Below are 24,533 nucleotides of genomic sequence, written 5' to 3' on the forward strand. Positions count from 1 at the left end.
TGTATGCGTTGACGTGGCGCTTACTTCACCAATACAGAGCCCGGGGTCAGGATGTTGATATCGGTGTCATTTGCCTGCGTCAATAGCGCGGCATTTTTGCTGAAGTCATTGTCTTTCCAGACTCTCGCTGCGGCGAGTAACGGACCAGTAGCCTCTTCAGGGTTGTATTTTATTTCCTGATACGGCCAGTCGCTGGCGTCTTTGCCGGTTTGCTGGCTGACGAAGGAAAAGGCTTTTTTCATGGTTCGCCCATCCAGTGCATAATTCCAGACATCATCACCGGTTATTTCACCGTAGCGCCCCATTCTGGCGTAGGCTGCCAGAGCAAAATTGGTGTAATGGAAGGAGCGAGTTCGTTCAAGCTCGGCCGGTAGTTCGCCTTTGACGTTCACCTGAGCAGCAAGGTGGCGATTTTTGAAAATATCGATTTGCCGACGAGCCTGTTTGACGTCACCGGAGAACAACGAAAAGGCGGTAACCTGCGCGTCATACCAGGCGCCGTGATTGTTATACCAGTTTCCCTCTTCCTGGCCGTTAGCACTGGATAACAGCCATGTGGCATAGTCCGAATACCAGCTTTTGTAACCCTGAACCGCTTTATCCGAGAGGAAGCCCGCATGTTGCAGCAGGATGATGCTGTCAGCGACGTCGATCAACACGCGCGTATCAATAATGCCAATCCCCCGGCCATTCACTATGCCCGGAATTGCCTGGGCGTAACTGAGGTCAGGATTCATTCGGGTTTGCTTGTTCAGAAACCAGGTGTCCAACATGATTTCCGCTTTTTGCGCATAGCGGGCGTCTGCGCTATAAAATGCGGCCAGTGAGAGCGCTCGGACGTCGTCAGAGAACTGCACCAGGCGTTTGCTGTCCGTATCGTCTGTCTTAGATGACGGGTTTATCTGGCCGTCTTTACGAATCCAGGGAAGATGGTCTTTGGTATCCGGGTTTGGCCACCAGTAGGGACCAAAACTGTAATAGTCATGCTTATTCCCGGACGCCGGTAACAATTTTTTATCGGTCACACTCCAGGGTTTATGTTCCAGCGCCTGGTCTGCTTTCTGCAGCAGATTTTTCCAGGCGGGAGCGTAGGTTTGATCTCCGCGCTGAATACTTTCTTTTATCTCAAGCATCTGCCTGCAATCGTACGTCAGGCAGTCGTCATTCGAGCCCTGAGGCTGTGTATTCCCACTCGCTGCTAACGCGGAGGTTGAGAACAGCGCGCTGATAAACGCAATGTTGCGATAATTCATCGGTATATTCCTTACATTTATACCCGTCATTCAGGCGATTACCGGTGTGACTTTTTCAGAAGGGAGCTTAATCAGCATCCACAGGAACAGGGCGCCAATCAAATCGAAGACGCCCAGACCGATAAAGAAGATGTCGTAACCCACAACAGCGACCATCGCGCCAAGGAAAATACTGAACAGGAAGTTCCCCATGCTGCCGGTGAAGGCGGCGAAACCGGTCGCGGTGGCGACTTTTTGTCTTGGGAACAGGTCGGATGACATGCTGATCACCGTTACGGACAGACACTGATGGGCGAACCCGGCAATACAGAACAGCGCAATGGCCACATAGACATTACTGACGAAACCAACGCCAGCCATCGACAGCATCAGCAGGGCGGCAAACGTAAAAGTGATGCGTTTGGCGTTAACAATATGCACGCCGCGGTTATTCAGAAACTTCGAAATGTAACCCGCAGCCAGGCAACCCAGGTCAGCGGTCAGGAAGGGGAGCCAGGCAAACATGGCGATTTCTTTCATGTTCATGTGGCGCACCGTCACCAGGTAGAGCGGCATCCAGTAGTGCAGCGTCCCCCATGCCGGATCGGCCATAAAACGCGGTAAGGAGATGGCCCACAAGCTTTTATCCTTGATCATGGACATCAGGGAGGCTTTCTCTTTAACCACTTCTATTTGATCGGCCATGACCTCTTCGTGCTCTTCTTTCAGCAGCGCAGGATGCGACTCCGGGGAGCGATAAAACACCGCCCACAGAATGGCCCAAACAACGCCGATGGCGCCGGTGACAACAAAAGCCATTTCCCAGTTGTAGTTAACAATCGCCCAGACAACCAGTGGCGGGGCCAGCATGGCACCGACGGAGGTACCGAGGCTGTAAACGCCGCAGGCTAAGCCGCGCTCCTTTGCCGGAAACCACTCGGCGGTGACTTTCATACCCGCAGGGTTGAAGGCGGCTTCGGTCAGGCCCAGGCCCCCGCGCAATGCGGCAATGGGGAACCATGTGCTAAATAATGCCGTCAGCATGTTGCACAAAGACCACAGCGCGGCCAGTACAGCAAAACTGACTCGCAAGCCGAATTTATCGATCACAAAACCGCAGGCGATCCCGCCGATGGCATAGGTGAATGGAAAGACCGACACAATCCATGAGTATTGCTCGCTGGAGAGATTCAGCGTTTTCATCATTTCTGGTGCTGCGACGCCGAGCGTGCTCCTGGCTAAGTAGTTGATAATCGTACCTAACATGACGAGTGAGATAATGTACCAGCGCAGTTTTTTGATCTTCACAACATTCACCTTGTCCGTTGATAATTAGCTTTGGTTAAAATAAAACAATGTTTCATTTCATTTTATGGACTGGTGATGGAGGTGTTTATGATCTTGATCTCAGTTTTGAAACAATATTTCATTTTGTTTGGTTTAGGTGATTGGAAGAGGATTCTGTTTGTTTTTATTAACTGTTTTATAAGTAAATAAATCTTAAATTTATGTGATGAATAATTCATGGGAGGTTTTTATTTTACAATTTCAATTATTAAAACTATGTTTTGATAATTTTTACGATCACGATCTTGTTTATGAAAAAATGTTCGTGATTTTAATTTGTAGATAAATATGATTCTCGAAAATTGCGGGTTGATGGCTGTTGATTTTATTTGTTTATGGCAATGAGTTTTCTTTTCTTAAAAGGATGAAGGTCTGTTATGCAAAAAAATCCATTACGTTTTCTGATTCTCTTCGCTGCCGGGCTGCCGCTGGCGAGCCATGCGCTAACGTTTGATGTCCGGGGCGGCTATAAAACCGGGAGCCACTCCTATGAGTCGCGGTATAAGATCAGTGAGAGCTGGGCTAACGGCTGGTGGGCAAGCGCGGAGATGGATAATAAAAACAATAAAAATAACGGAAAGGGTACAAATGGTTCCGATAAGTCCGACAGTGCTCACTCTTTTGGTGACAGCACAACTGACTATAACGAGATAGAGACTAATTATACCTGGCGGTTTGCCGATAAGTGGAATCTACAACCCGGGGGGATTTACCACTGGAGCAGTAAAGGCACTCAGATTCGTCCCTATATCAGGGTCAACTATCTACCCGGAGCTGACTGGAGTCTCGGTTTGCGTTACCGATACGATTATAATACTTATGAGACTGTTAACGATGAGGGAGAGTCACATCGCGACAGCGTTAATCGTCTCGACATCTTTGTGGGTTATAAATTTAATCGCGAATGGAGTTTCTTATATCAGGGCACAGCATATAAGCATGCCAATGAGGATTACACCTATAAAAATAATAAAACCTGGGCAACTGAGAATGCATTTACACTGCGGTATAAGTGGAACGAATGGTTTAGTCCCTATGTTGAATACGACTATTTAGATCAGCAGGGCTACTACGAAGGTGAGGATAATGTCTCTGAGTCGCGCTATCGCATTGGTATGACGTTTACGCTTTAAACGCGATTATTACCCTGAAAACCCGGTTTAGCACCGGGTTTTTGTCATTCATGTACGTTTAGTGTCTACGTTTCGCTACTAGCGTAAATTTGTAGTCATCACTTTTGAAGGTATTACGGCTGTATTCAAATACGCGTCCATCACTGAGATAGCCGCGGGAGATTTTTTCGAGGACAGGTTTTGCCGCATCGATCCCCAGTGCATTCACGACCTCGGCAGAGGGCATCACGGGAATGACCTCCTGCTCACTGCGGTCGATAACCATCTTTTTAATCTGTTCGATGTAATGATATTTGGAGTTTTCCATCACGGCCCAGGTGAGGTCGTCGAACATCGCCAGCGGCATCCATGTCTCTTCCAGATTCACAGGTTTTTGCTTAATAAAACGCACGCGTTTGATATGCCAGACGTTGTCATCAGGGCGAATGTTCAGCTTTTCCGCGAGTTTCTCATCCGCTTTGATCACTTCGAATGTTTTTACGTCGCTATGGGTATCAACATTTCGATCCGCCAGTTTTTCGTAAAATCCGGTGAGTTGATAAATGTCGTAATTAACGCGCTCCTCTTTGACGTAGGAGCCGCTGCCCTGAATGCTCTCGATAATGTGCTCTTCGGTGAGCAGTTTCAGCGCCTGTCTCACCGTTACCCGACTCACGCTAAAGGCGTCCTGCAGACTGGATTCCGTTGGTAACGCATCACCAGGTTTTAACTCACCGGCGTTGATTTGCTCGCGAAGCGCATCGGCTATCTGTCGGTACATCGGTTTGTTGCCCATATCATCTGCCTTTCTAATACCTTTTAACGGAATTATGCCCTCAGACTAAAATTTGTAAACAATACAAATTAAATACAAATAATGTTTTTTAGGTGAAAGTGATCACATAAATGTATTATTTTGTCTGCCACACTCGATCCCGAACAATAACCATTGAGTGTGAGGATCTTTATGGACCTGACGACCCTGACCCACCCCAGCGCAGTCTGCGTGCTGGCGCGGTATACCAGCCGTGATGAGGCAATACGCCAGCTCACTCAGCGGCTGGTGGCACTGGGCAAAATTGCGGACGGCGAGACATTTTTGACCGACGTCTTTCATCGGGAATCACTTGGCCCTACCGCGCTGGGAGAAGGCCTGGCGGTACCGCATGGCAAATCTGGCGCAGTGAAAGACGCCGCTTTTGCGGTGGCAACATTACGGGAGCCGCTGGCCTGGGAAGGCGTTGATGGCCCGGAAAACGTCGAGCTGATTGTCCTGCTCGCCATTCCCCCGGCTGAGGCGAGCTCAACGCATATTCAGGTGTTAACCGAGCTGACGTCTCGCCTGGCGGATGATGCCCTCCGGGCGCGGGTGATGGCGGCAACCACGGCAGAAGCGCTGCTTGCCGCGTTAAATGATGCGCCACAGGATGAAGACGTTATCGCGTCAGAAGATGCGCCCACTGTTGTCTGTGTGACGGCGTGTCCGGCCGGGATTGCGCACACCTACATGGCTGCTGAGTACCTTGAAAAAGCCGGGCGCAAACTCGGCGTGAACGTGGTGGTTGAAAAACAGGGGGCGAACGGCATTGAAGGACGCCTTACCCCTGAGCAACTGCAGGAGGCTCGCGCCTGTATTTTTGCGACAGAGGTGGCTATCAAGGAAAGTGAGCGTTTTCAGGGGATTCCCTCGCTATCAGTGCCTGTCGCGGAACCGCTGCGACATGCTGAGGCGTTGATTGAGCGCGCGCTCGCATTACAGCCCTCACCGGTGGCGCGCCCTGTGCAAACAGAAACTGAGGCGAGAAAGAGCGTTAAAACGGAACTCAAGCAGGCGCTTCTCAGCGGGATCTCCTTTGCAGTGCCGCTTATTGTCGCCGGGGGCACTGTGCTGGCCGTCGCAGTGTTACTGGCGCAGATCTTTGGACTGCAGCATCTGTTCGATCAGGAAAATTCGTGGCTGTGGATGTACCGCAAACTCGGCGGCGGCATGCTCGGCATTTTGATGGTGCCTGTGCTGGCAGCCTACACCGCGTACTCGCTTGCGGATAAACCCGCGCTGGCTCCAGGCTTCGCTGCCGGTCTTGCTGCCAACATGATCGGTTCAGGTTTTTTGGGGGCGATTGCAGGTGGTTTGATTGCGGGTTATCTGATGCGTTGGGTGAAGAACCATATTCGTCTCAATAATCGCTACAACGGTTTCTTAACCTATTACCTCTACCCGGTTCTCGGTGTGCTGGGCGCGGGCAGCCTGATGCTGTTTGTGATTGGCGAGCCGGTGGCATGGCTGAACAACTCTCTGACGGCCTGGCTTAACGGTCTATCCGGCGCCAATGCGCTATTGCTCGGTACGCTCCTCGGTTTTATGTGTTCGTTCGATCTGGGCGGGCCTGTCAATAAAGCAGCGTACGCATTCTGTCTGGGGGCAATGACCAACGGTGTATATGGCCCTTACGCCATTTTTGCCTCTGTAAAAATGGTATCGGCCTTTACCGTCACGGCGTCAACGATGCTGGCCCCGCACCTCTTCAAACAGTTTGAAATCGAAACCGGTAAATCAACGTGGCTTCTCGGGCTGGCGGGTATCACAGAAGGGGCGATCCCAATGGCGATTGAAGATCCTGTCCGGGTTATTGGTTCGTTTGTGCTTGGATCGATGGCAACGGGCGCAATAGTGGGTGCGATGGGGATCGGGTTGTCTACGCCAGGGGCGGGTATTTTCTCCCTCTTTTTACTTCATGACGCAGGGCTGGGTGGTGTGGCCGCTGCGGCAGGCTGGTTCGCTGCGGCATTGGCAGGTACCACCCTCTCTACGCTCGTTTTGCTGTTCTGGCGACGTCAGGCCGTCAGAAAGGGCAAATACATAACAGAAGACGTTACGCCTTAAAACTCACTAACAGGAAACGAAGATGAAAGCTGTATCTCGCGTTCATATTACGCCGCATATGCACTGGGACCGTGAGTGGTACTTCACCACCGAGGAGTCGCGTATTCTTCTGGTCAATAATATGGAAGAGATCCTGACCCGCCTCGAACAGGATGACGAATATAAATATTATGTCCTTGATGGACAGACGGCGGTACTGGAGGATTACTTCGCCGTGGTGCCTGAAAACCGGCCACGGGTGAAGGCGCTGGTCGAGCGTGGAAAGCTGATTATCGGTCCGTGGTATACCCAGACCGATACCACGATTGTCAGCGGTGAGTCGATTGTCCGTAACCTGATGTACGGCATTCGCGACTGTATGGCGTTCGGCGAGCCGATGAAAATCGGTTATCTGCCGGACTCGTTTGGTATGTCCGGGCAACTTCCGCATATCTACAACGGGTTTGGCATCACCCGTGCCCTGTTCTGGCGTGGGTGTTCTGAACGTCACGGAACCGATAAAACCGAGTTTTTATGGCAGAGTACAGACGGCAGTGAAGTGACGACACAGGTGCTGCCGTTGGGCTACGCGATTGGTAAGTACTTACCGGAGGACGAAGCCGGGCTGCGAAAACGGCTCGACAGCTATTTTGAGGTGCTGGAAAACGCCTCCGTCACCAAAGAGATTTTGCTGCCTAACGGTCACGACCAGATGCCATTACAGCAGAATATTTTTGCGGTGATGGATAAGCTTCGTGAAATCTATCCGCAGCGTCAATTTGTAATGAGTCGGTTTGAGGACGTCTTTGAACATATTGAGGCACGCCGTGGGGAGTTGGCGACGCTGAAAGGGGAGTTTATTGACGGGAAATACATGCGCGTGCACCGGACAATCGGCTCGACACGCATGGACATCAAAATCGCCCATGCGCGCATTGAGAACAAAATCGTCAACATCCTTGAGCCGCTGGCGACGCTCGCCTGGGCGCTGGGCTTCGACTATCACCACGGTTTACTGGAAAAAATGTGGAAAGAGATCCTCAAAAACCACGCTCACGATAGCATCGGCTGCTGCTGCAGCGACAAGGTGCATCGAGAGATTGTCTCCCGGTTCGAACTGGCCGAAGACATGGCCGATAACCTGTCGCGTTTCTATATGCGCAAGATTGTCGACAACATGCCGCAAAGTGATACCGATAAGCTGGTCATGTTCAACCTGATGCCCTGGCCGCGTGAAGAGGTGATGAACACTATGATACGTCTGCGCGCCAGCCAGTTCCGTCTGCTTGATGAGAAAGGCAATGAGATCCCTTATTTCATCCGCAGCGCGTGCGAGCTCGACCCGGGTCTTATTGACCGGCAGATTGTCCATTATGGCAATTACGAACCGTTTATGGAGTTTGATATTCAGCTTAGCCAGATACTGCCGTCGATGGGCTACCGTACGCTGTTTATCGAACCTAACGTGGCGGGGAAGGTGCTCTCTCCGATGGAAAACACCGAATCCCTGCTTGAAAACGCCTTCTGGCAGATTGACTTAAATGACGACGGTACGCTGCGCCTGCGCGACAAAGAAACCGGGCTTATTTATGACCGCGTACTGGAAATCGAAGAGAGCTCTGATGATGGCGATGAATACGACTACTCGCCTTCTCGGGAAGAGTGGAGACTCACTTCAGCACAGGGCGAGCACGAAGTTGAGGTGGTGCATGAGGGTTGGCGGAGCAGGGCGATAATCCATCATCGGCTCGCCGTTCCGGCAAATCTGGCCGAGCGTTCGGCGCGTCAGCGAAAGGGGTCTCTTGACGTAGCGTTTGAAGTCACTCTCACGCACAACAGCAGGCGCATTGATGTTGACGTGCGTCTGGATAATCAGGCAGATGATCACCGTGTACGGGTGCTCATCCCTACGCCATTTACCACGCAAGAGGTGCTGTCTGATACGCAGTTTGGTTCGATCACCCGCCCGGTACAGGACCCGGCGATGGAAAACTGGCAGGAAGAGGGCTGGAAAGAAGCGCCGGTGCCCGTCTGGAATCTACTGAACTACGCCGTTCTTCGGGAAAGGCGAAACGGACTTGCGCTGTTCACTGAGGGTCTGCGCGAATTTGAGGTAGTGGGTGAGAACAAAAAAGCCTTTGCCTTGACCCTACTGCGCGGCGTGGGATTACTCGGCAAGGAGGATCTGTTGTTGCGGCCAGGCAGGCCGTCGGGTATCAAACTGCCCGTTCCTGACTCTCAGGTGCGCGGCCGGTTAACCTGTCGTTTTAGCCTGTTCAGTTTCAGTGGAACGCCGGAAAACGCGGGTGTCGCGCAGCAGGCCAAATCGTGGTTAACGCCCGTGCAGTGCTACAACAAAATTCCCTGGGATGCGATGAAACTGAATTGTTCGTCGTTTACCACGCCGGAAAGTTACAGTCTGTTAGCTCTTTCGCCCACGGGATGCGTGCTCAGTGCCCTCAAGAAGGCGGAAGATCGGGACGAGCTTATTCTTCGCCTGTTCAACCCCTCGGCGTTCAGCGCATGTGACACGACGTTATCCGTGAACCCGACGGTGAAACGGTGCTGCGAGACGGATATGAATGAACGGATAACGGGCAGGGAAGAGGAGCAGGGCATTGTAGGGGCGTTTAGACCCGGAGAGTCGCGCACTTTTAGCTTCCTTATCGACCGATAGCGGTGATGCCTGAAAAGGCCACAGGTAATGTGGCCTTTTACACTAAATAGTTACGGTGCGGTGTTAACTTATGGGGTAATAAAAGTGAATTAAATGTAATTTTGCGGTATTGCAGAAGAAAAATGGAAAAATAATTAGGGAAGACTATCCTTTAGTGTTTGCCTCTTTGTGAAATGGCATTGTTCCGCTGCGTTAATTAAAATCACTTCTGTTCATATTTTTCCCGTCTTCGATAACCAATTACACTTTTGAATGCACATGTCATTAACAAGAATTTCACCATTCTTACCATGATTAAACATGGTTAACATTGAGGTTTGTTTTTGATTTAAATCAAAGTTTAATCCTTGGAAAAAGACGATGAAAAGCGCTAAATTGTCCCCGATCAAAATGGCCGAAAAGTGGTAATTTTGCTATAAATTGATCACCGTCGAAAAACGTAAATGTGATTCAATAAAAACCTGTTTATTGTAAGGGTTTTGCAGCGTATTATATTTGCGGGATCAATTTGAGTTTTTTATTAACGTATTTGTAACCTGACGTCATCGTTTTTATCCTTCCTCAGGGTAATAACGACGACAGGGATGCGAATAATTTGTATTGGGGCATGCGTGTGGATCTCTCTCTGACGGGGTTCACTCTCGGAGTCTTCATGCGATGAGCAAGGAGTCATGATGTTAGATATAGTCGAACTGTCGCGCTTACAGTTTGCCTTGACCGCGATGTACCACTTCCTGTTTGTGCCACTGACGCTTGGTATGGCGTTCCTGCTGGCCATCATGGAAACGGTATACGTTCTCTCCGGCAAACAGATTTATAAAGATATGACCAAGTTCTGGGGCAAGTTGTTTGGTATCAACTTCGCACTGGGCGTGGCAACCGGTCTGACCATGGAGTTCCAGTTCGGGACTAACTGGTCTTACTATTCCCACTATGTAGGGGATATCTTCGGTGCGCCGCTGGCCATTGAAGGTTTGATGGCCTTCTTCCTCGAATCCACCTTTGTAGGTCTGTTCTTCTTCGGTTGGGACCGTCTGGGTAAAGTCCAGCACATGGCAGTGACCTGGCTGGTGGCATTAGGTTCGAACCTGTCCGCGCTGTGGATCCTGGTGGCGAACGGCTGGATGCAAAACCCAATCGCGTCTGATTTCAACTTCGAAACTATGCGTATGGAGATGGTCAGCTTTGCCGAGCTGGTCCTGAACCCGGTTGCGCAGGTTAAATTCGTTCACACCGTGGCATCTGGCTATGTGTGCGGCGCGATGTTTATCCTGGGTATCAGTTCTTACTACATGCTGCGTGGTCGTGACTTTGCATTTGCAAAGCGCTCTTTCGCTATCGCTGCAAGTTTCGGTATGGCTGCAATCCTCTCTGTTATCGTCCTGGGTGATGAATCCGGTTACGAAATGGGTGACGTGCAGAAAACCAAACTGGCTGCTATCGAAGCTGAGTGGGAAACGCAACCGGCCCCTGCTGCCTTTACCCTGTTCGGTATCCCGGATCAGGATGCGCAGCAAAACCACTTCGCCATTCAAATTCCTTACGCGCTGGGTATCATCGCCACCCGTTCTGTTGACAAACAGGTGACGGGTCTGAAAGAGCTGATGGTGCAGCATGAAGGCCGTATCCGTAACGGTATGAAAGCTTACGCGCTGCTGGAACAGCTGCGTGCTGGCTCGACCGATCAGGCCGTCCGTGACCAGTTCAACGACGTGAAGAAAGATCTGGGTTACGGTTTGCTGCTGAAGCGCTATACCCCGAACGTGTCTGATGCGACGGAAGCACAGATCCAGATGGCAACCAAAGACTCCATTCCGCGTGTTGCACCGCTGTACTTCGCATTCCGTATCATGGTGGGCTGCGGCATCATCATGCTGCTGATCATCGCGGCGTCCTTCTGGTCTGTTATCCGCAACCGCATCGGCGAGAAGAAATGGCTGCTGCGTACCGCGCTGTACGGTATTCCACTGCCGTGGATCGCAATTGAGTCCGGTTGGTTCGTTGCAGAATATGGCCGTCAGCCATGGGCGATTGGTGAGGTGCTGCCAACGGCGGTAGCGAACTCCTCCCTGACAGCAGGCGACCTGATCTTCTCCATGCTGCTGATTTGTGGTCTGTACACCCTGTTCCTGGTGGCTGAACTGTTCCTGATGTTCAAGTTCGCGCGCCTTGGCCCAAGCAGCCTGAAAACCGGTCGCTATCACTACGAGCAGTCCACTGCGACTACTCAGCCGGCACGCTAAGACAGGAGTCATCAAATGATCGATTATGAAGTATTGCGTTTTATCTGGTGGCTGTTGATCGGCGTTCTGCTGATCGGTTTCGCTGTCACGGATGGTTTCGACATGGGGGTGGGGATGCTCACCCGTTTCCTCGGTCGTAATGACACCGAGCGTCGAATCATGATCAACTCCATCGCCCCGCACTGGGACGGTAACCAGGTGTGGCTGATCACCGCAGGCGGCGCGCTGTTCGCTGCCTGGCCGATGGTCTACGCGGCTGCGTTCTCCGGTTTCTATGTGGCGATGATTCTGGTGCTGGCATCTTTATTCTTCCGTCCGGTTGGTTTCGACTACCGTTCCAAGATTGAAGACACCCGCTGGCGCAACATGTGGGACTGGGGCATCTTCATTGGTAGCTTCGTTCCACCGCTGGTGATCGGCGTGGCGTTCGGTAACCTGTTGCAGGGCGTACCGTTCCACCTGGACGAATACATGCGTCTTTACTACACCGGTAACTTCTTCCAGCTGCTGAATCCGTTTGGTCTGCTGGCAGGTGTGGTGAGCGTAGCGATGATCATCACTCAGGGGGCAACCTATCTGCAGATGCGTACTGTCGGTGAATTGCACCTGCGTTCTCGCGCGACGGCTCAGGTTGCTGCGCTGGTCACGCTGGTCTGCTTCGCACTGGCTGGTGTGTGGGTAGTATACGGTATTGATGGTTACGTGGTGACATCTGCCATTAACCATACTGCACCGTCTAACCCGCTGACCAAAGAAGTGGCGCGTCAGGCCGGTGCATGGCTGGTGAACTTCAACACGACGCCTGCACTGTGGGCTATCCCGGCTCTGGGCGTGCTGCTGCCGCTGCTGACGGTTCTGACGTCTCGTCTGGAAAAAGGTGCCCTGGCGTTTGTGTTCTCTTCACTGACCCTGGCGTGCATCATCCTGACTGCAGGTATTGCAATGTTCCCATTCGTCATGCCATCCAGCACCATGCTGAATGCTAGCTTGACCATGTGGGATGCGACTTCCAGCCATATGACGCTGAACTTAATGACCTATGTTGCTTGCGTATTCGTGCCGATTGTTCTGGCCTACACCATCTGGTGTTACTGGAAAATGTTCGGACGTATTACTAAAGAACATATCGAAAGCAACACCCACTCTATGTACTAAGTAAGGAGCTGAATATGTGGTATTTCGCATGGATTTTAGGGACGCTTCTTGCCTGTGCTTTTGGTGTCATCACTGCCCTGGCGCTTGAGCACGTTGAAGCGACTAAAGCGGGTGAAGAAAAACACTAATGAACATTATCGCAAGGTTATATGCGGTAATGGATAAGCGCCCGTTACGGGCGCTTTCTTTAGTGATGGCATTACTGCTGGCAGGTTGTATTTTCTGGGACCCTTCGCGCTTTGCAGCGAAAACCAGTGAGCTTGAAATCTGGCACGGTTTCCTCATTATGTGGGCGGTGTGCGCAGGTGTGATTCACGGCGTGGGCTTTCGTCCGAAAGCTGTTCACTGGCAGGGCATCTTCTGTCCGCTGATTGCCGATCTCGTTCTGCTTGCTGGATTGATTTTCTTCTTCTTCTGAATAAGAAATGTCCGTTAACGATATGGGCTTACCCGAGCCCATAAAAATTTACTCTCCGTTTACTTTCTCCCATTCCAAACCACCTTTCCCGCGCGTATAGTAGCGAAGTTTAAAAGAGTTAACTTTTATTGCATTACCGGGATGTAAAGTGAATACAACGCTGTTTCGATGGCCGGTTCGTGTCTACTACGAAGATACCGATGCCGGTGGTGTGGTTTACCACGCCAGCTACGTTGCTTTTTATGAACGGGCACGCACAGAGATGCTGCGCCATCATCACTTTAGTCAACAGGTGCTGTTGGCTGAGCGAGTTGCCTTCGTGGTACGCAAGATGACGCTTGAGTATTTTGCGCCTGCCAGACTCGACGATATGCTCGAAGTCCAAACTGAAATTACATCAATGCGCGGGACCTCACTGGTTTTCACGCAGCGGATAGTCAATGCAGAGAACACCGTACTGAACTCAGCTGAGGTACTGATTGTCTGTGTTGATCCAACCATAATGAAGCCTCGTGCGCTTCCTAAGTCTATTGTCGCGGAGTTTAAGCAGTGACTGACATGAATATCCTTGATTTGTTCCTGAAGGCAAGCCTTCTGGTTAAACTTATCATGTTGATTTTGATTGGTTTTTCAATCGCATCCTGGGCCATCATTATCCAGAGAACGCGTATCCTCAATGCCGCTGGCCGTGAAGCTGAAGCGTTTGAAGATAAGTTCTGGTCGGGTATCGAGCTTTCTCGTCTGTACCAGGAAAGCCAGGGACGCCGTGAAAACCTTACAGGCTCCGAGCAAATTTTCTATAGCGGTTTCAAAGAGTTTGCGCGTCTGCATCGTGCAAACAATCATGCGCCGGAAGCGGTTGTAGAAGGTGCCTCGCGTGCGATGCGTATCTCCATGAACCGTGAACTGGAAAACCTTGAAACGCACATTCCTTTCCTGGGGACTGTAGGTTCTATCAGCCCGTATATCGGTCTGTTTGGTACGGTGTGGGGGATCATGCACGCCTTCATCGCACTCGGTGCGGTGAAGCAGGCGACATTGCAGATGGTTGCCCCGGGTATTGCAGAAGCACTGATTGCGACCGCTATCGGTCTGTTTGCGGCAATCCCAGCGGTTATGGCGTACAACCGTCTGAACCAGCGCGTGAACAAACTGGAACTGAACTACGACAACTTTATGGAAGAGTTCACTGCGATTCTGCACCGTCAGGCGTTTACCAGCACCGAGAGTAACAAGGGGTAAACCATGGCCAGATCGCGTGGACGAGGTCGTCGCGAGCTCAAGTCCGAAATCAATATCGTTCCATTGCTGGACGTGCTGTTGGTTCTGCTGCTGATCTTCATGGCGACAGCGCCAATCATTACCCAGAGCGTGGAAGTGGATCTGCCGGATGCGACAGAATCACAGGCGGTGAGCACCAATGACGATCCTCCGGTCATCATTGAGGTTTCCGGCGTAGGGCAATACAGCGTGGTGGTAGAAAAAGATCGTATGGATCAGTTACCTCCTGAGCAGGTTATTGCTGAAGCACAGCGTCGCCTGGAGTCAAATCCGAAAACGGTCTTCTTAATCGGTGGCGCGAAAGACGTACCATACGATGAAATTATTAAAGCGCTGAACTTGCTACATAGTGCGGGTGTTAAGTCAGTTGGCTTAATGACTCAACCTATTTGATCATCCGCGTAGTTTTTGGGAACCGATAGTGTCAAAGGCAACCGAACAGAACGACAAGCTTAAGCGAGCGATAATCGTCTCCGCAGTGCTGCACGTTATTCTCTTTGCAGCGCTGATCTGGAGTTCGTTCGACGAGCATATTGATGCATCAGCCGGCGGCGGTGGAGGCTCTTCCATTGACGCCGTGATGGTGGATCCCGGTGCGGTAGTACAGAACTATAATCGCCAACAACAGCAGAAGGCGAGTGCCAAACGGGCTGAAGAGCAGCGTGAAAAACAGGCGCAACAGCAGGCGGAAGAACTGCGTGAAAAGCAGGCCGCAGAGCAGGAGCGTTTGAAGCAGCTTGAGAAAGAACGTTTGCAGGCGCAGGAAGCGGCGAAAGAGCAGGCACAGCAGCAGAAACAAGCTGAAGAGGCTGCGAAGAAAGCCCAGGAACAGCAAAAGCAGGCAGAAGAAGCGGCAGCAAAAGCCGCAGCGGACGCCAAAGCGCAGGCTGATGCCCAGGCCAAATTAGCGGCCGAAGCGGCGAAGAAAGCCGCTGCTGATGCTCAGAAGAAAGCTGAAGCGGAAGCCGCGAAGAAAGCCGCCGCTGATGCCCAGAAGAAAGCTGAAGCGGAAGCCGCGAAGAAAGCCGCCGCTGATGCTCAGAAGAAAGCTGAAGCAGAAGCCGCGAAAAAAGCCGCTGCTGATGCTCAGAAGAAAGCTGAAGCCGAAGCCGCTAAGAAAGCTGCTCAGGAAGCAGAGAAAAAAGCTGCTGCTGACGCCGCGAAGAAAGCCGCTGCCGCAGAGAAAGCCGCTGCAGAGAAAGCGGCAGCCGCTGAAAAGGCTGCAGCTGACAAAAAAGCTGCAGCTGAGAAGGCTGCTGCCGATAAGAAAGCCGCGGCTGAAAAAGCGGCTGCGAAAAAGGCTGCTGCTGCGGAGAAAGCCGCTGCCGCTGCGGGCGTTGACGACCTGCTGGGCGATCTCAGTTCTGGTAAGAATGCGCCGAAAACTGGTGGTGGGGCGAAAGGAAACAACGCAGCACCGACGGGAAGTGGTAACACTAAGAGTAACGGCGCGTCAGGAGCTGAAATCAACGGTTATGCCTCGCAGATTAAATCCGCTATTGAAAGCCGATTCTATGATGCGTCGTCTTATGCCGGTAAAACCTGTACGTTGCGTATAAAACTGGCTCCAGACGGCATGCTGTTAGATATTAAGTCTGAAGGTGGCGACCCGGCTTTATGTACTGCGGCCCTGGCTGCAGCGCGTCAGGCGAAGATGCCTAAACCGCCGTCTCAGGCAGTCTATGAAGTCTTCAAAAATGCACCGCTGGACTTCAAACCTTAAGTTACATTTTCCCCGTGCAAACGGGGAAAAATAGACCAGGTTTAGTCACAGGGTTCAGGTAGTTTTGTCTATTTGGGTTTGTTAACATTCTGCTAAATTATCGTGGGTAAGGTTACCCGGATAAGGGAGATATGATGAAGCAGGCATTACGTGTAGCATTTGGTTTTTTAATGCTGTGGGCAGCAGTACTGCACGCAGAAGTACGTATCGAGATCACCCAGGGGGTGGACTCGGCACGCCCAATCGGGGTTGTTCCGTTCCAGTGGGCCGGTCCTGGCGCTGCGCCTGAAGATGCTGGTGGCATCGTGGCGGCTGACCTGCGTAACAGTGGTAAATTCAACCCGTTAGACCGTTCTCGTCTGCCTCAGCAGCCGGGCAGTGCGCAGGAAGTACAGCCTGCTGCATGGTCTGCTCTGGGAATTGATGCCGTGGTTGTGGGTCAGGTTACGCCTAACCCGGACGGCTCTTACAACGTGGCCTGGCAACTGGTTGATACCGGTGGTGCGCCGGGTACCGTTCTGGCACAGAACTCCTACAAGGTCACTAAGCAGTACCTGCGCTACGCGGCTCACGCTGCCAGTGATGCGGTATTCGAAAAACTGACAGGCATTAAAGGTGCATTCCGTACCCGTATTGCCTATGTGGTTCAGACCAACGGTGGTCAGTTCCCTTACGAACTGCGTGTATCTGACTACGACGGTTACAACCAGTTCCTGGTGAAACGTTCTTCCCAGCCTCTGATGTCTCCAGCATGGTCTCCGGACGGTTCTAAGCTGGCGTATGTAACCTTCGAAAGCGGCCGTTCAGCGCTGGTTATCCAGACACTGGCAAACGGTGCTGTTCGTCAGGTGGCGTCGTTCCCACGTCACAACGGTGCACCTTCATTCTCTCCGGATGGGTCTAAACTGGCGTTTGCGCTGTCTAAAACCGGTAGCCTGAACCTGTACGTGATGGACATTGGTTCTGGCCAGATTCGCCAGGTGACTGATGGTCGTAGCAACAATACCGAACCTTCATGGTTCCCGGACAGCCAAAATCTGGCATTTACCTCTGACCAGGCAGGCCGTCCGCAAATCTATAAAGTGAATGTCAACGGCGGTGCTCCGCAGCGTATTTCCTGGGAAGGTACACAGAACCAGAACGCAGACGTGAGCAGCGACGGTAAGTTTATGGTAATGGTGAGCTCCAACGGTGGGCAGCAGCACATTGCCAAACAAGATCTGGTAGCGGGTGGCGTGCAAGTTCTGTCGTCAACGTTCCTGGATGAAACGCCAAGTCTGGCACCTAACGGCACGATGGTAATCTACAGCTCTTCTCAGGGGATGGGATCTGTGCTGAATCTGGTTTCTACAGATGGGCGTTTCAAAGCGCGTATTCCGGCAACTGATGGACAGGTAAAATCACCTGCCTGGTCGCCGTATCTGTAAATAATAATTAATTGATTACTAAAGGAATCATAGAAATGCAACTGAACAAAGTGCTGAAGGGGCTGATGATCGCTCTGCCTGTAATGGCAATCGCAGCGTGTTCTTCCAACAAGAACGCAAGCAATGACCAGAGCGGCGAAGGCATGATGGGTGCCGGCACCGGTATGGACGCGAACGGCAATGGCAACATGTCTTCTGAAGAGCAAGCGCGTCTTCAGATGCAGCAGCTGCAGCAGAACAACATCGTTTACTTCGATCTGGATAAATACGACATCCGTTCTGACTTCGCTGCGATGCTGGATGCGCACGCTAACTTCCTGCGTAGCAACCCATCTTACAAAGTCACCGTAGAAGGTCACGCGGACGAACGTGGTACTCCTGAGTACAACATCTCCCTGGGTGAACGTCGTGCTAACGCTGTTAAAATGTACCTGCAGGGTAAAGGCGTTTCTGCTGACCAGATCTCCATCGTTTCTTACGGTAAAGAAAAACCTGCAGTACTGGGTCACGACGAAGCGGCTTACTCCAAAAACCGTCGTGCCGTACTGGTTTACTAAGAGAATTGCATGAGCAGTAACTTCAGACATCATCTGTTGAGTCTGTCGTTACTGGTTGGAATAGCGGCCCCCTGGGCCGCTTTTGCTCAGGCACCAATCAGTAGTGTCGGCTCAGGCTCGGTAGAAGACCGGGTCACTCAACTCGAGCGTATTTCTAACGCTCACAGCCAGCTTTTAACCCAACTCCAGCAACAACTTTCCGATAACCAAAACGATATTGACTCTCTCCGTGGCCAAATTCAGGAAAGCCAGTATCAGCTTAATCAGGTTGTGGAACGCCAGAAGCAAATCTTGTTGCAGATTGATAGCCTGAGCAGTGGTGGTGGTGCACAAGCACAGCCGGCAGCAGGCGATCAGAGCGGAGCGGCGACTTCTGCGCCAGCCCCGGCGGCTGATGCTTCTGCTTCAACAGGAGCGCCTGTACAAAGCGGTGACGCGAATACAGACTATAACGCGGCCATTGCCCTGGTACAGGATCAATCTCGTCAGGATGACGCGATTGCGGCGTTTCAGAACTTTGTTAAGAAATACCCTGATTCCACTTATCAGCCAAATGCGAACTACTGGCTTGGTCAGCTGAATTACAACAAGGGTAAAAAGGACGATGCGGCGTTTTATTTTGCCTCTGTGGTGAAAAATTACCCGAAATCGCCAAAAGCGCCAGATGCGATGTATAAGGTCGGCGTGATCATGCAGGACAAAGGCGACACTGCGAAAGCCAAAGCGGTTTATCAGCAGGTGGTCTCAAAATTCCCGGGTACCGAAGGTGCTAAGCAGGCGCAAAAACGTCTGAATTCGATGGGATGATTATCGCATGACCAGAAATCGCGTTATTTCTGGTCGTGCAGCATGATTACTAAGCAGTTAAGTGATCTTCATCGAAATTTTTGTTGCGCTGAATTCTTAAATCAGTAATATATGCCGCCGTTGCCACGGGATATCAAACAACGTGAAAACAGCGTAAAAGTGGGTCGTTAGCTCAGTTGGTAGAGCAGTTGACTTTTAATCAATTGGTCGCAGGTTCGAATCCTGCACGACCCACCACTTAACGCATTACCGGCAGTACAGAGTGGGTGATTAGCTCAGTTGGTAGAGCATCTCCTTTACACGGAGGGGGTCGGCGGTTCGAGCCCGTCATCACCCACCACTCGGGTCGTTAGCTCAGTTGGTAGAGCAGTTGACTTTTAATCAATTGGTCGCAGGTTCGAATCCTGCACGACCCACCACTTTAAAGTGGCACCGAGTAAAAATCTTCGAAGTCAGCACCCGAATGGGTCGTTAGCTCAGTTGGTAGAGCAGTTGACTTTTAATCAATTGGTCGCAGGTTCGAATCCTGCACGACCCACCACTTCGAAGAAAAAATTCCCGCAAGGGGTCGTTAGCTCAGTTGGTAGAGCAGTTGACTTTTAATCAATTGGTCGCAGGTTCGAATCCTGCACGACCCACCAGTGTAAAAAGGCGCCCTAAAGGCGCCTTTTTGCTATCCATTCCGATGACATTTCCTCTCAAATTCGCTATCTTGTTTAGTATACAAAACACAATTGCCGTCCGTTTTGCTATGTCATGCAAAAGAAAGGCAATATTGTTAAGCCAGTAAAACGAGAAGCCATAATGAGTGTGATGTTTGATCCTGAAGCCGCAATCTATCCGTTTCCGCCAAAGCCTGTCCCGCTGAGCCTGGATGAAAAGCAATTCTACCGTGAGAAGATCAAGCGACTTCTCAAAGAGCGAGACGCGGTGATGGTGGCGCATTACTACACCGACCCGGAAATTCAGCAGCTGGCGGAAGAGACCGGAGGCTGTATTTCTGACTCACTGGAAATGGCACGCTTCGGTGCAAAACATCCCGCTTCGACGTTACTGGTTGCTGGCGTACGTTTTATGGGCGAAACGGCGAAGATCCTGAGCCCTGAAAAAACCATTCTGATGCCGACGCTTAATGCTGAGTGCTCACTCGATCTTGGCTGCCCGATTGACGAATTCTCGGCCTTCTGTGACGCCCATCCTGACCGGACCGTGGTGGTCTACGCTAATACCTCTGCGGCGGTAAAAGCGCGGGCTGACTGGGTGGTCACGTCAAGTATCGCCGTTGAGCTGATTGAACATCTGGACAGTCTGGGCGAAAAAATTATCTGGGCGCCCGATCGCCATCTCGGAAATTATGTCCAGAAGCAGACGGGGGCAGACGTTCTTTGCTGGCAGGGCGCCTGCATTGTGCACGATGAATTCAAGACCCAGGCACTGGCGCGCATGAAGGCGCTTTATCCTGACGCCGCCATTCTTGTTCACCCTGAATCACCGCAGTCTATTGTCGACATGGCGGATGCCGTGGGCTCAACCAGCCAGCTTATCAACGCGGCCAGGACGCTACCCAATAAACAGCTCATCGTGGCAACCGATCGCGGTATCTTCTATAAGATGCAGCAGGCCGTGCCGGAGAAAGAGCTTCTGGAAGCGCCTACAGCGGGTGAGGGGGCAACGTGTCGCAGCTGCGCGCATTGCCCGTGGATGGCGATGAATGGCCTGAAGGCGATTGCTGAAGGGCTCGAGACAGGCGGTGCTGCACATGAAATCCATGTGGATGCCGCTCTGCGTGAAGGTGCGTTAATTCCGCTTAACCGCATGCTGGATTTTGCGGCTACACTACGTACTTAATTCAAAATGCCCTGGGGAAAAGATGGATTTTTTTAGCACGCAGAACATTCTGGTTCATATACCGATTGGTGCAGGTGGCTATGACCTGTCATGGATTGAGGCCGTAGGCACGCTGGCTGGTTTACTCTGTATCTGGCTGGCGAGCCTTGAGAAGATCAGCAATTACGCGTTTGGGCTGATTAACGTTACGCTGTTTGCGATTATCTTCTTCCAGATCCAGCTATACGCCAGCCTGCTTTTGCAGCTGTTCTTCTTCGCTGCCAATATTTACGGCTGGTACGCGTGGTCGCGTCAAAACAGCCAGCAGGAGGCCGAGCTGCAAATCCGCTGGCTGCCTCTGCCGAAAGCTATCGCCTGGTTTGTCGCCTGCGTGGTCGCCATTGGTTTAATGACTGTCTATATCAACCCGGTATTTGCTTTCCTGACCCGCATAGCGGTGTCGGTGATGTCTGGTATGGGGTTGAATGTGGCTATGCCTTCGCTTCAGCCAGATGCTTTCCCGTTCTGGGATTCCTGCATGATGGTGTTGTCGATTGCCGCGATGATCCTGATGACCCGTAAATACGTTGAGAACTGGCTGCTGTGGGTCATCATCAATGTCATCAGCGTGGTGATCTTCGCCCTGCAGGGCGTCTATGCGATGTCACTGGAATATCTGCTGCTGACCTTCATTGCGTTGAACGGTAGCCGGATGTGGATTAACAGCGCGCGTGAGCGAGGCTCTCACGCGCTTTCCAGCTAATGTTGATGATGTGAATGGCCGGACTGCGCCTCATTCAGGTGGCAGTCCGGCCCGTTACATGGCTGATACTCCATCTGGATGGTCGCATGACCAATCTCATAGTGATGTTCAAGAAAGTGCTGGATCCGTTCAAGCAGCGCATCATGGTCATGAGGTGGGATCACCTGAACGTGCAATGTCATAACCGGTTTCTCTCCCACCAGCCAGACGTGCACGTGATGCACATTGCGGACTTCCGGGACAGAGCGGTGCAGGTTACGTTTCAACTCAGCAATATCTATTGATGTTGGTGCACCTTCAAGCAGTTCATTGACGCTCTCCTTCAGCAGTCGCCAGGCGCTACGCAGCACCAGACACGACACCAGCACTGAAAGAATCGGGTCGGCAGGCGTCCAGCCGGTATAGAGGATTACCAGCGCGGCCACAATCGCGCCCACTGAACCGAGCAAATCACCCAGCACATGCAGGGCCGCCGCACGCACGTTGAGGTTCTTTTCCGTACTTCCTCGGTGCAAAATCCAGAAAGCCAGAATATTAGCCAACAGCCCTGCCACGGCGATGACCATCATTGTCATCCCCGCAACGGGTTGCGGGTGTCTGAAACGCTGGAAGGCCTCCCAGACGATAAGAACGGTAATGACCACCAGTGCAATGGCGTTAACAAACGCGGCGAGGGTGGTCAGCCTCAGCCAGCCGAAGGTATGGCGCGCATTCGGTGGACGACGAGCAAACTGCACGGCCAGCAGGGCGAAGAGCAGGGCGGCGGCATCGGTCAGCATATGTCCGGCATCGGCCAGAAGCGCCAGAGAGCCGGAAACCAGGCCGCCAATGACCTCGATAATCATGAAGGTTGCGGTGACGCCAAAGGCTAGCATCAGTCGTTTAGCGTTTTCGTCCCCGGAAGCGTGCGAATGAGAGTGCGCCATATCTATTTTCCTGGTTCATTTTAGGTTAAGTGTAGAGTTTTTAATGTGTTAGACAAACCTATTTTTGGGTCTGTTTCTGCAAATCCGGGAGAGAGTGTAAAAGGCGGTTTACACTAAGCGGCGAGCAAGTTAGATTGAAAGGATTGCATTCACTACTAGAGTTATGGCAGAGCTGGAAAGAAAATGAATTATCAGAATGACGATTTACGTATCAAAGAGATCAACGAGTTATTACCTCCTGTAGCACTCCTTGAGAAATTCCCCGCCACTGAAAATGCCGCAAACACGGTTTGTCATGCTCGTAAAGCGATCCATAAGATCCTGAAAGGTAATGACGATCGTCTTCTGGTGGTGATTGGTCCTTGTTCTATTCACGACCCGGCAGCCGCGAAAGAGTACGCGGCCCGTCTGCTCACCTTGCGAGAAGAGTTGAAAGACGAGCTGGAAATCGTCATGCGCGTTTACTTTGAAAAACCGCGTACCACCGTGGGATGGAAAGGGCTGATTAACGATCCGCACATGGACAACAGCTTCCAGATTAACGACGGTCTGCGCATTGCGCGCAAGCTGCTGCTGGAGATCAACGACAGTGGCCTGCCGGCAGCCGGTGAGTTTCTGGACATGATCACGCCGCAATACCTGGCAGACCTGATGAGCTGGGGCGCAATTGGCGCACGTACCACGGAATCGCAGGTTCACCGCGAACTGGCGTCCGGTCTCTCTTGCCCGGTTGGCTTTAAAAACGGGACTGATGGCACTATCAAGGTAGCTATTGACGCCATCAACGCAGCGGGCGCGCCGCACTGCTTCCTGTCCGTGACCAAATGGGGTCACTCCGCCATCGTTAACACCAGCGGTAACGGTGATTGCCATATCATTCTGCGCGGCGGCAAAGAGCCAAACTACAGTGCAAAACATGTGGCGGAAGTGAAAGTCGGTCTGGACAAAGCCGGGCTGCCACCGCAGGTGATGATCGACTTCAGCCACGCCAACTCCAGCAAGCAGTTTAAAAAGCAGATGGAAGTGGGGGCAGATGTCTGCCAGCAGATTGCTGGCGGTGAGAAGGCGGTGATTGGGGTGATGATCGAAAGCCATCTGGTTGAAGGTAACCAGAATCTGGAAGGCAGCGAGCCGCTTGTCTATGGCAAGAGCGTGACGGATGCCTGCATCGGCTGGGAAGATACCGACACGATCCTGCGTCAGCTGGCGAATGCGGTAAAAGCCCGTCGCGGCTGAATAATCAGGCACAAATAAAAAAGCGCGGAAGGTTCCGCGCTTTTTTTATATCCGGCGAAAATTACTTCGCTTTACCCTGGTTCGCAACGGCCGCTGCTTTCGCCGCGATCTCTTCTGCGTTACCCAGATAGTAGTGTTTGATTGGCTTGAAGTTTTCGTCGAACTCATACACCAGCGGTACGCCAGTCGGGATGTTCAGTTCGAGGATTTCGTCTTCACCCATGTTATCCAGGTATTTCACCAGCGCACGCAGGGAGTTACCGTGAGCTGCGATGATCACGCGCTCGCCGCTTTTCAGGCGTGGCAGAATTGTTTCGTTCCAGTAAGGCACAACGCGATCGATGGTCAGCGCCAGGCTCTCGGTGGTTGGCAGCTCAGCGTCGGTCAGTTTCGCATAACGCGGGTCGTGACCCGGGTAACGCTCGTCATCTTTGCTCAGCTCTGGTGGGGTGATTGCGAAGCCACGACGCCACTGTTTAACCTGCTCGTCGCCATATTTCTCAGCGGTTTCCGCTTTGTTCAGGCCCTGCAGCGCACCGTAGTGACGCTCGTTCAGTTTCCAGGATTTCTCAACCGGCAGCCAGGCCTGATCCAGTTCGTCCAGCACGTTCCACAGGGTGTGGATGGCACGTTTCAGCACAGAGGTGTAAGCAAAATCAAAGCTGAAGCCTTCTTCCTTCAGCAGTTTACCTGCTGCTTTTGCTTCGCTTACGCCTTTCTCAGACAGATCAACGTCGTACCAACCGGTAAAGCGGTTTTCGTTGTTCCACTGGCTTTCGCCGTGACGCACCAGAACCAGCTTAGTAATAGCCATCTCTTACTCCTCAAGCATTTTTAGAATGATAACAATTCTCATTATATTGCCGTGGCGGTGCCACCAGCAACGCTTAACCCTAACCATAGCGAAAATAGTCTCTGAGTGTAAGATGCTTGTGAATC

The 24,533-nt window shown here is 51.8% G+C and carries 22 protein-coding genes and 5 tRNA genes; 22 read left to right on the top strand and 5 right to left on the bottom strand.

Going from position 1 to position 24,533, the window contains the following annotated elements; all coding sequences use genetic code 11:
• Positions 1 to 20 precede the first annotated feature (20 nt).
• Positions 21 to 1,253 (bottom strand): alginate lyase family protein, encoded by a 1,233-nt coding sequence (locus LCD46_06085; GenBank protein ID UOY71885.1) that lies wholly within the window; start codon positions 1,251 to 1,253, stop codon positions 21 to 23.
• A 30-nt stretch (positions 1,254 to 1,283) separates the two neighbouring features.
• Entirely contained in the window at positions 1,284 to 2,540 is a 1,257-nt protein-coding gene (locus LCD46_06090; GenBank protein ID UOY71886.1) for an MFS transporter, read from the bottom strand.
• Positions 2,541 to 2,956: 416 nt separating this feature from the next.
• Here LCD46_06090 and LCD46_06095 point away from each other — a divergent pair, with 416 nt between their 5' ends.
• Positions 2,957 to 3,712: an oligogalacturonate-specific porin KdgM family protein gene (locus LCD46_06095; GenBank protein UOY71887.1), complete on the top strand. Its 756-nt coding sequence runs from the start codon at positions 2,957 to 2,959 to the stop codon at positions 3,710 to 3,712.
• Between the two features lie 58 nt (positions 3,713 to 3,770).
• Here the strand turns inward: LCD46_06095 and LCD46_06100 are convergent, their stop codons facing one another.
• Positions 3,771 to 4,487 carry a GntR family transcriptional regulator gene (locus LCD46_06100; protein UOY71888.1) on the bottom strand — a complete coding sequence of 239 codons (717 nt, stop codon included), beginning with the start codon at positions 4,485 to 4,487 and terminating at the stop codon, positions 3,771 to 3,773.
• Between the two features lie 171 nt (positions 4,488 to 4,658).
• Between LCD46_06100 and mngA the strand changes: the two genes are divergently transcribed.
• The 20 genes from mngA (at position 4,659) to pnuC (ending at position 21,432) form a co-directional block, all read left to right on the top strand.
• The gene (mngA, locus tag LCD46_06105) at positions 4,659 to 6,575 is read left to right on the top strand and encodes a PTS 2-O-a-mannosyl-D-glycerate transporter subunit IIABC (GenBank protein ID UOY71889.1); all 1,917 of its coding nucleotides are present in this window, start codon (positions 4,659 to 4,661) and stop codon (positions 6,573 to 6,575) included.
• 22 nt (positions 6,576 to 6,597) lie between these two features.
• Positions 6,598 to 9,231, top strand: coding sequence for a mannosylglycerate hydrolase (gene mngB, locus LCD46_06110; GenBank protein ID UOY71890.1), 2,634 nt, complete (start codon positions 6,598 to 6,600; stop codon positions 9,229 to 9,231).
• A gap of 674 nt (positions 9,232 to 9,905) precedes the next feature.
• Positions 9,906 to 11,474 carry a cytochrome ubiquinol oxidase subunit I gene (cydA, locus tag LCD46_06115; GenBank protein UOY71891.1) on the top strand — a complete coding sequence of 523 codons (1,569 nt, stop codon included), beginning with the start codon at positions 9,906 to 9,908 and terminating at the stop codon, positions 11,472 to 11,474.
• A gap of 15 nt (positions 11,475 to 11,489) precedes the next feature.
• The gene (gene cydB / locus LCD46_06120; protein UOY71892.1) at positions 11,490 to 12,629 is read left to right on the top strand and encodes a cytochrome d ubiquinol oxidase subunit II; all 1,140 of its coding nucleotides are present in this window, start codon (positions 11,490 to 11,492) and stop codon (positions 12,627 to 12,629) included.
• Between the two features lie 14 nt (positions 12,630 to 12,643).
• Positions 12,644 to 12,757, top strand: coding sequence for a cytochrome bd-I oxidase subunit CydX (gene cydX / locus LCD46_06125; protein ID UOY71893.1), 114 nt, complete (start codon positions 12,644 to 12,646; stop codon positions 12,755 to 12,757).
• Positions 12,757 to 13,047 carry a cyd operon protein YbgE gene (ybgE, locus tag LCD46_06130; protein ID UOY71894.1) on the top strand — a complete coding sequence of 97 codons (291 nt, stop codon included), beginning with the start codon at positions 12,757 to 12,759 and terminating at the stop codon, positions 13,045 to 13,047. The genes cydX and ybgE overlap by 1 nt, the downstream gene beginning before the upstream one ends.
• Positions 13,048 to 13,195: 148 nt before the next feature.
• The gene (ybgC, locus tag LCD46_06135) at positions 13,196 to 13,600 is read left to right on the top strand and encodes a tol-pal system-associated acyl-CoA thioesterase (protein UOY71895.1); all 405 of its coding nucleotides are present in this window, start codon (positions 13,196 to 13,198) and stop codon (positions 13,598 to 13,600) included.
• A complete protein-coding gene (gene tolQ, locus LCD46_06140) occupies positions 13,597 to 14,289 on the top strand; it encodes a Tol-Pal system protein TolQ (protein UOY71896.1) in 693 nt (230 codons plus the stop codon). Before ybgC ends, tolQ begins: the two co-directional genes overlap by 4 nt.
• Before the next feature lie 3 nt (positions 14,290 to 14,292).
• Positions 14,293 to 14,721, top strand: a complete 429-nt coding sequence (gene tolR / locus LCD46_06145; protein ID UOY71897.1) for a colicin uptake protein TolR — start codon at positions 14,293 to 14,295, stop codon at positions 14,719 to 14,721.
• A 28-nt stretch (positions 14,722 to 14,749) separates the two neighbouring features.
• Positions 14,750 to 16,051, top strand: coding sequence for a cell envelope integrity protein TolA (gene tolA, locus LCD46_06150; protein UOY71898.1), 1,302 nt, complete (start codon positions 14,750 to 14,752; stop codon positions 16,049 to 16,051).
• Positions 16,052 to 16,185: 134 nt separating this feature from the next.
• Entirely contained in the window at positions 16,186 to 17,478 is a 1,293-nt protein-coding gene (tolB, locus tag LCD46_06155; protein ID UOY71899.1) for a Tol-Pal system beta propeller repeat protein TolB, read from the top strand.
• Positions 17,479 to 17,513: 35 nt separating this feature from the next.
• Positions 17,514 to 18,035 (top strand): peptidoglycan-associated lipoprotein Pal, encoded by a 522-nt coding sequence (pal, locus tag LCD46_06160; protein UOY71900.1) that lies wholly within the window; start codon positions 17,514 to 17,516, stop codon positions 18,033 to 18,035.
• A gap of 9 nt (positions 18,036 to 18,044) precedes the next feature.
• Entirely contained in the window at positions 18,045 to 18,842 is a 798-nt protein-coding gene (cpoB, locus tag LCD46_06165; protein UOY71901.1) for a cell division protein CpoB, read from the top strand.
• A gap of 161 nt (positions 18,843 to 19,003) precedes the next feature.
• A tRNA-Lys gene (locus LCD46_06170) sits at positions 19,004 to 19,079 on the top strand.
• Positions 19,080 to 19,106: 27 nt separating this feature from the next.
• Positions 19,107 to 19,182: transfer RNA gene (locus tag LCD46_06175), tRNA-Val, on the top strand.
• 3 nt (positions 19,183 to 19,185) lie between these two features.
• Positions 19,186 to 19,261, top strand: a tRNA-Lys gene (locus tag LCD46_06180).
• A 46-nt stretch (positions 19,262 to 19,307) separates the two neighbouring features.
• A tRNA-Lys gene (locus LCD46_06185) sits at positions 19,308 to 19,383 on the top strand.
• A 24-nt stretch (positions 19,384 to 19,407) separates the two neighbouring features.
• A tRNA-Lys gene (locus LCD46_06190) sits at positions 19,408 to 19,483 on the top strand.
• A gap of 163 nt (positions 19,484 to 19,646) precedes the next feature.
• Entirely contained in the window at positions 19,647 to 20,690 is a 1,044-nt protein-coding gene (gene nadA, locus LCD46_06195) for a quinolinate synthase NadA (GenBank protein ID UOY71902.1), read from the top strand.
• Between the two features lie 22 nt (positions 20,691 to 20,712).
• Entirely contained in the window at positions 20,713 to 21,432 is a 720-nt protein-coding gene (pnuC, locus tag LCD46_06200; GenBank protein UOY71903.1) for a nicotinamide riboside transporter PnuC, read from the top strand.
• Here the strand turns inward: pnuC and zitB are convergent.
• Positions 21,429 to 22,358 (bottom strand): CDF family zinc transporter ZitB, encoded by a 930-nt coding sequence (zitB, locus tag LCD46_06205; protein ID UOY71904.1) that lies wholly within the window; start codon positions 22,356 to 22,358, stop codon positions 21,429 to 21,431. The two genes, pnuC and zitB, sit on opposite strands and share 4 nt — an antisense overlap.
• A gap of 183 nt (positions 22,359 to 22,541) precedes the next feature.
• On the opposite strand from zitB, the gene aroG reads away from it, so the two are divergent.
• A complete protein-coding gene (gene aroG, locus LCD46_06210; GenBank protein UOY71905.1) occupies positions 22,542 to 23,594 on the top strand; it encodes a 3-deoxy-7-phosphoheptulonate synthase AroG in 1,053 nt (350 codons plus the stop codon).
• A gap of 61 nt (positions 23,595 to 23,655) precedes the next feature.
• Here aroG and gpmA read toward each other — a convergent pair whose 3' ends face one another.
• The gene (gene gpmA, locus LCD46_06215; protein UOY71906.1) at positions 23,656 to 24,408 is read right to left on the bottom strand and encodes a 2,3-diphosphoglycerate-dependent phosphoglycerate mutase; all 753 of its coding nucleotides are present in this window, start codon (positions 24,406 to 24,408) and stop codon (positions 23,656 to 23,658) included.
• Positions 24,409 to 24,533 lie beyond the last annotated feature (125 nt).

Source organism: Enterobacter ludwigii, from assembly GCA_023023105.1.
In the GTDB taxonomy this organism is placed as follows: Bacteria; Pseudomonadota; Gammaproteobacteria; order Enterobacterales; family Enterobacteriaceae; genus Enterobacter; species Enterobacter adelaidei.

Coding starts and splice junctions, on each gene's coding strand:
- cydB (UOY71892.1), top strand. CDS start 11,490: ATGATCGATTATGAAGTATTGCGTTTTATCTGGTGGCTGTTGATCGGC.
- cydX (UOY71893.1), top strand. CDS start 12,644: ATGTGGTATTTCGCATGGATTTTAGGGACGCTTCTTGCCTGTGCTTTT.
- pal (UOY71900.1), top strand. CDS start 17,514: ATGCAACTGAACAAAGTGCTGAAGGGGCTGATGATCGCTCTGCCTGTA.
- tolR (UOY71897.1), top strand. CDS start 14,293: ATGGCCAGATCGCGTGGACGAGGTCGTCGCGAGCTCAAGTCCGAAATC.
- aroG (UOY71905.1), top strand. CDS start 22,542: ATGAATTATCAGAATGACGATTTACGTATCAAAGAGATCAACGAGTTA.
- LCD46_06100 (UOY71888.1), bottom strand. CDS start 4,487: ATGGGCAACAAACCGATGTACCGACAGATAGCCGATGCGCTTCGCGAG.
- mngA (UOY71889.1), top strand. CDS start 4,659: ATGGACCTGACGACCCTGACCCACCCCAGCGCAGTCTGCGTGCTGGCG.
- pnuC (UOY71903.1), top strand. CDS start 20,713: ATGGATTTTTTTAGCACGCAGAACATTCTGGTTCATATACCGATTGGT.
- cydA (UOY71891.1), top strand. CDS start 9,906: ATGTTAGATATAGTCGAACTGTCGCGCTTACAGTTTGCCTTGACCGCG.
- nadA (UOY71902.1), top strand. CDS start 19,647: ATGAGTGTGATGTTTGATCCTGAAGCCGCAATCTATCCGTTTCCGCCA.
- LCD46_06095 (UOY71887.1), top strand. CDS start 2,957: ATGCAAAAAAATCCATTACGTTTTCTGATTCTCTTCGCTGCCGGGCTG.
- zitB (UOY71904.1), bottom strand. CDS start 22,358: ATGGCGCACTCTCATTCGCACGCTTCCGGGGACGAAAACGCTAAACGA.
- tolB (UOY71899.1), top strand. CDS start 16,186: ATGAAGCAGGCATTACGTGTAGCATTTGGTTTTTTAATGCTGTGGGCA.
- LCD46_06085 (UOY71885.1), bottom strand. CDS start 1,253: ATGAATTATCGCAACATTGCGTTTATCAGCGCGCTGTTCTCAACCTCC.
- gpmA (UOY71906.1), bottom strand. CDS start 24,408: ATGGCTATTACTAAGCTGGTTCTGGTGCGTCACGGCGAAAGCCAGTGG.
- mngB (UOY71890.1), top strand. CDS start 6,598: ATGAAAGCTGTATCTCGCGTTCATATTACGCCGCATATGCACTGGGAC.
- cpoB (UOY71901.1), top strand. CDS start 18,045: ATGAGCAGTAACTTCAGACATCATCTGTTGAGTCTGTCGTTACTGGTT.
- ybgE (UOY71894.1), top strand. CDS start 12,757: ATGAACATTATCGCAAGGTTATATGCGGTAATGGATAAGCGCCCGTTA.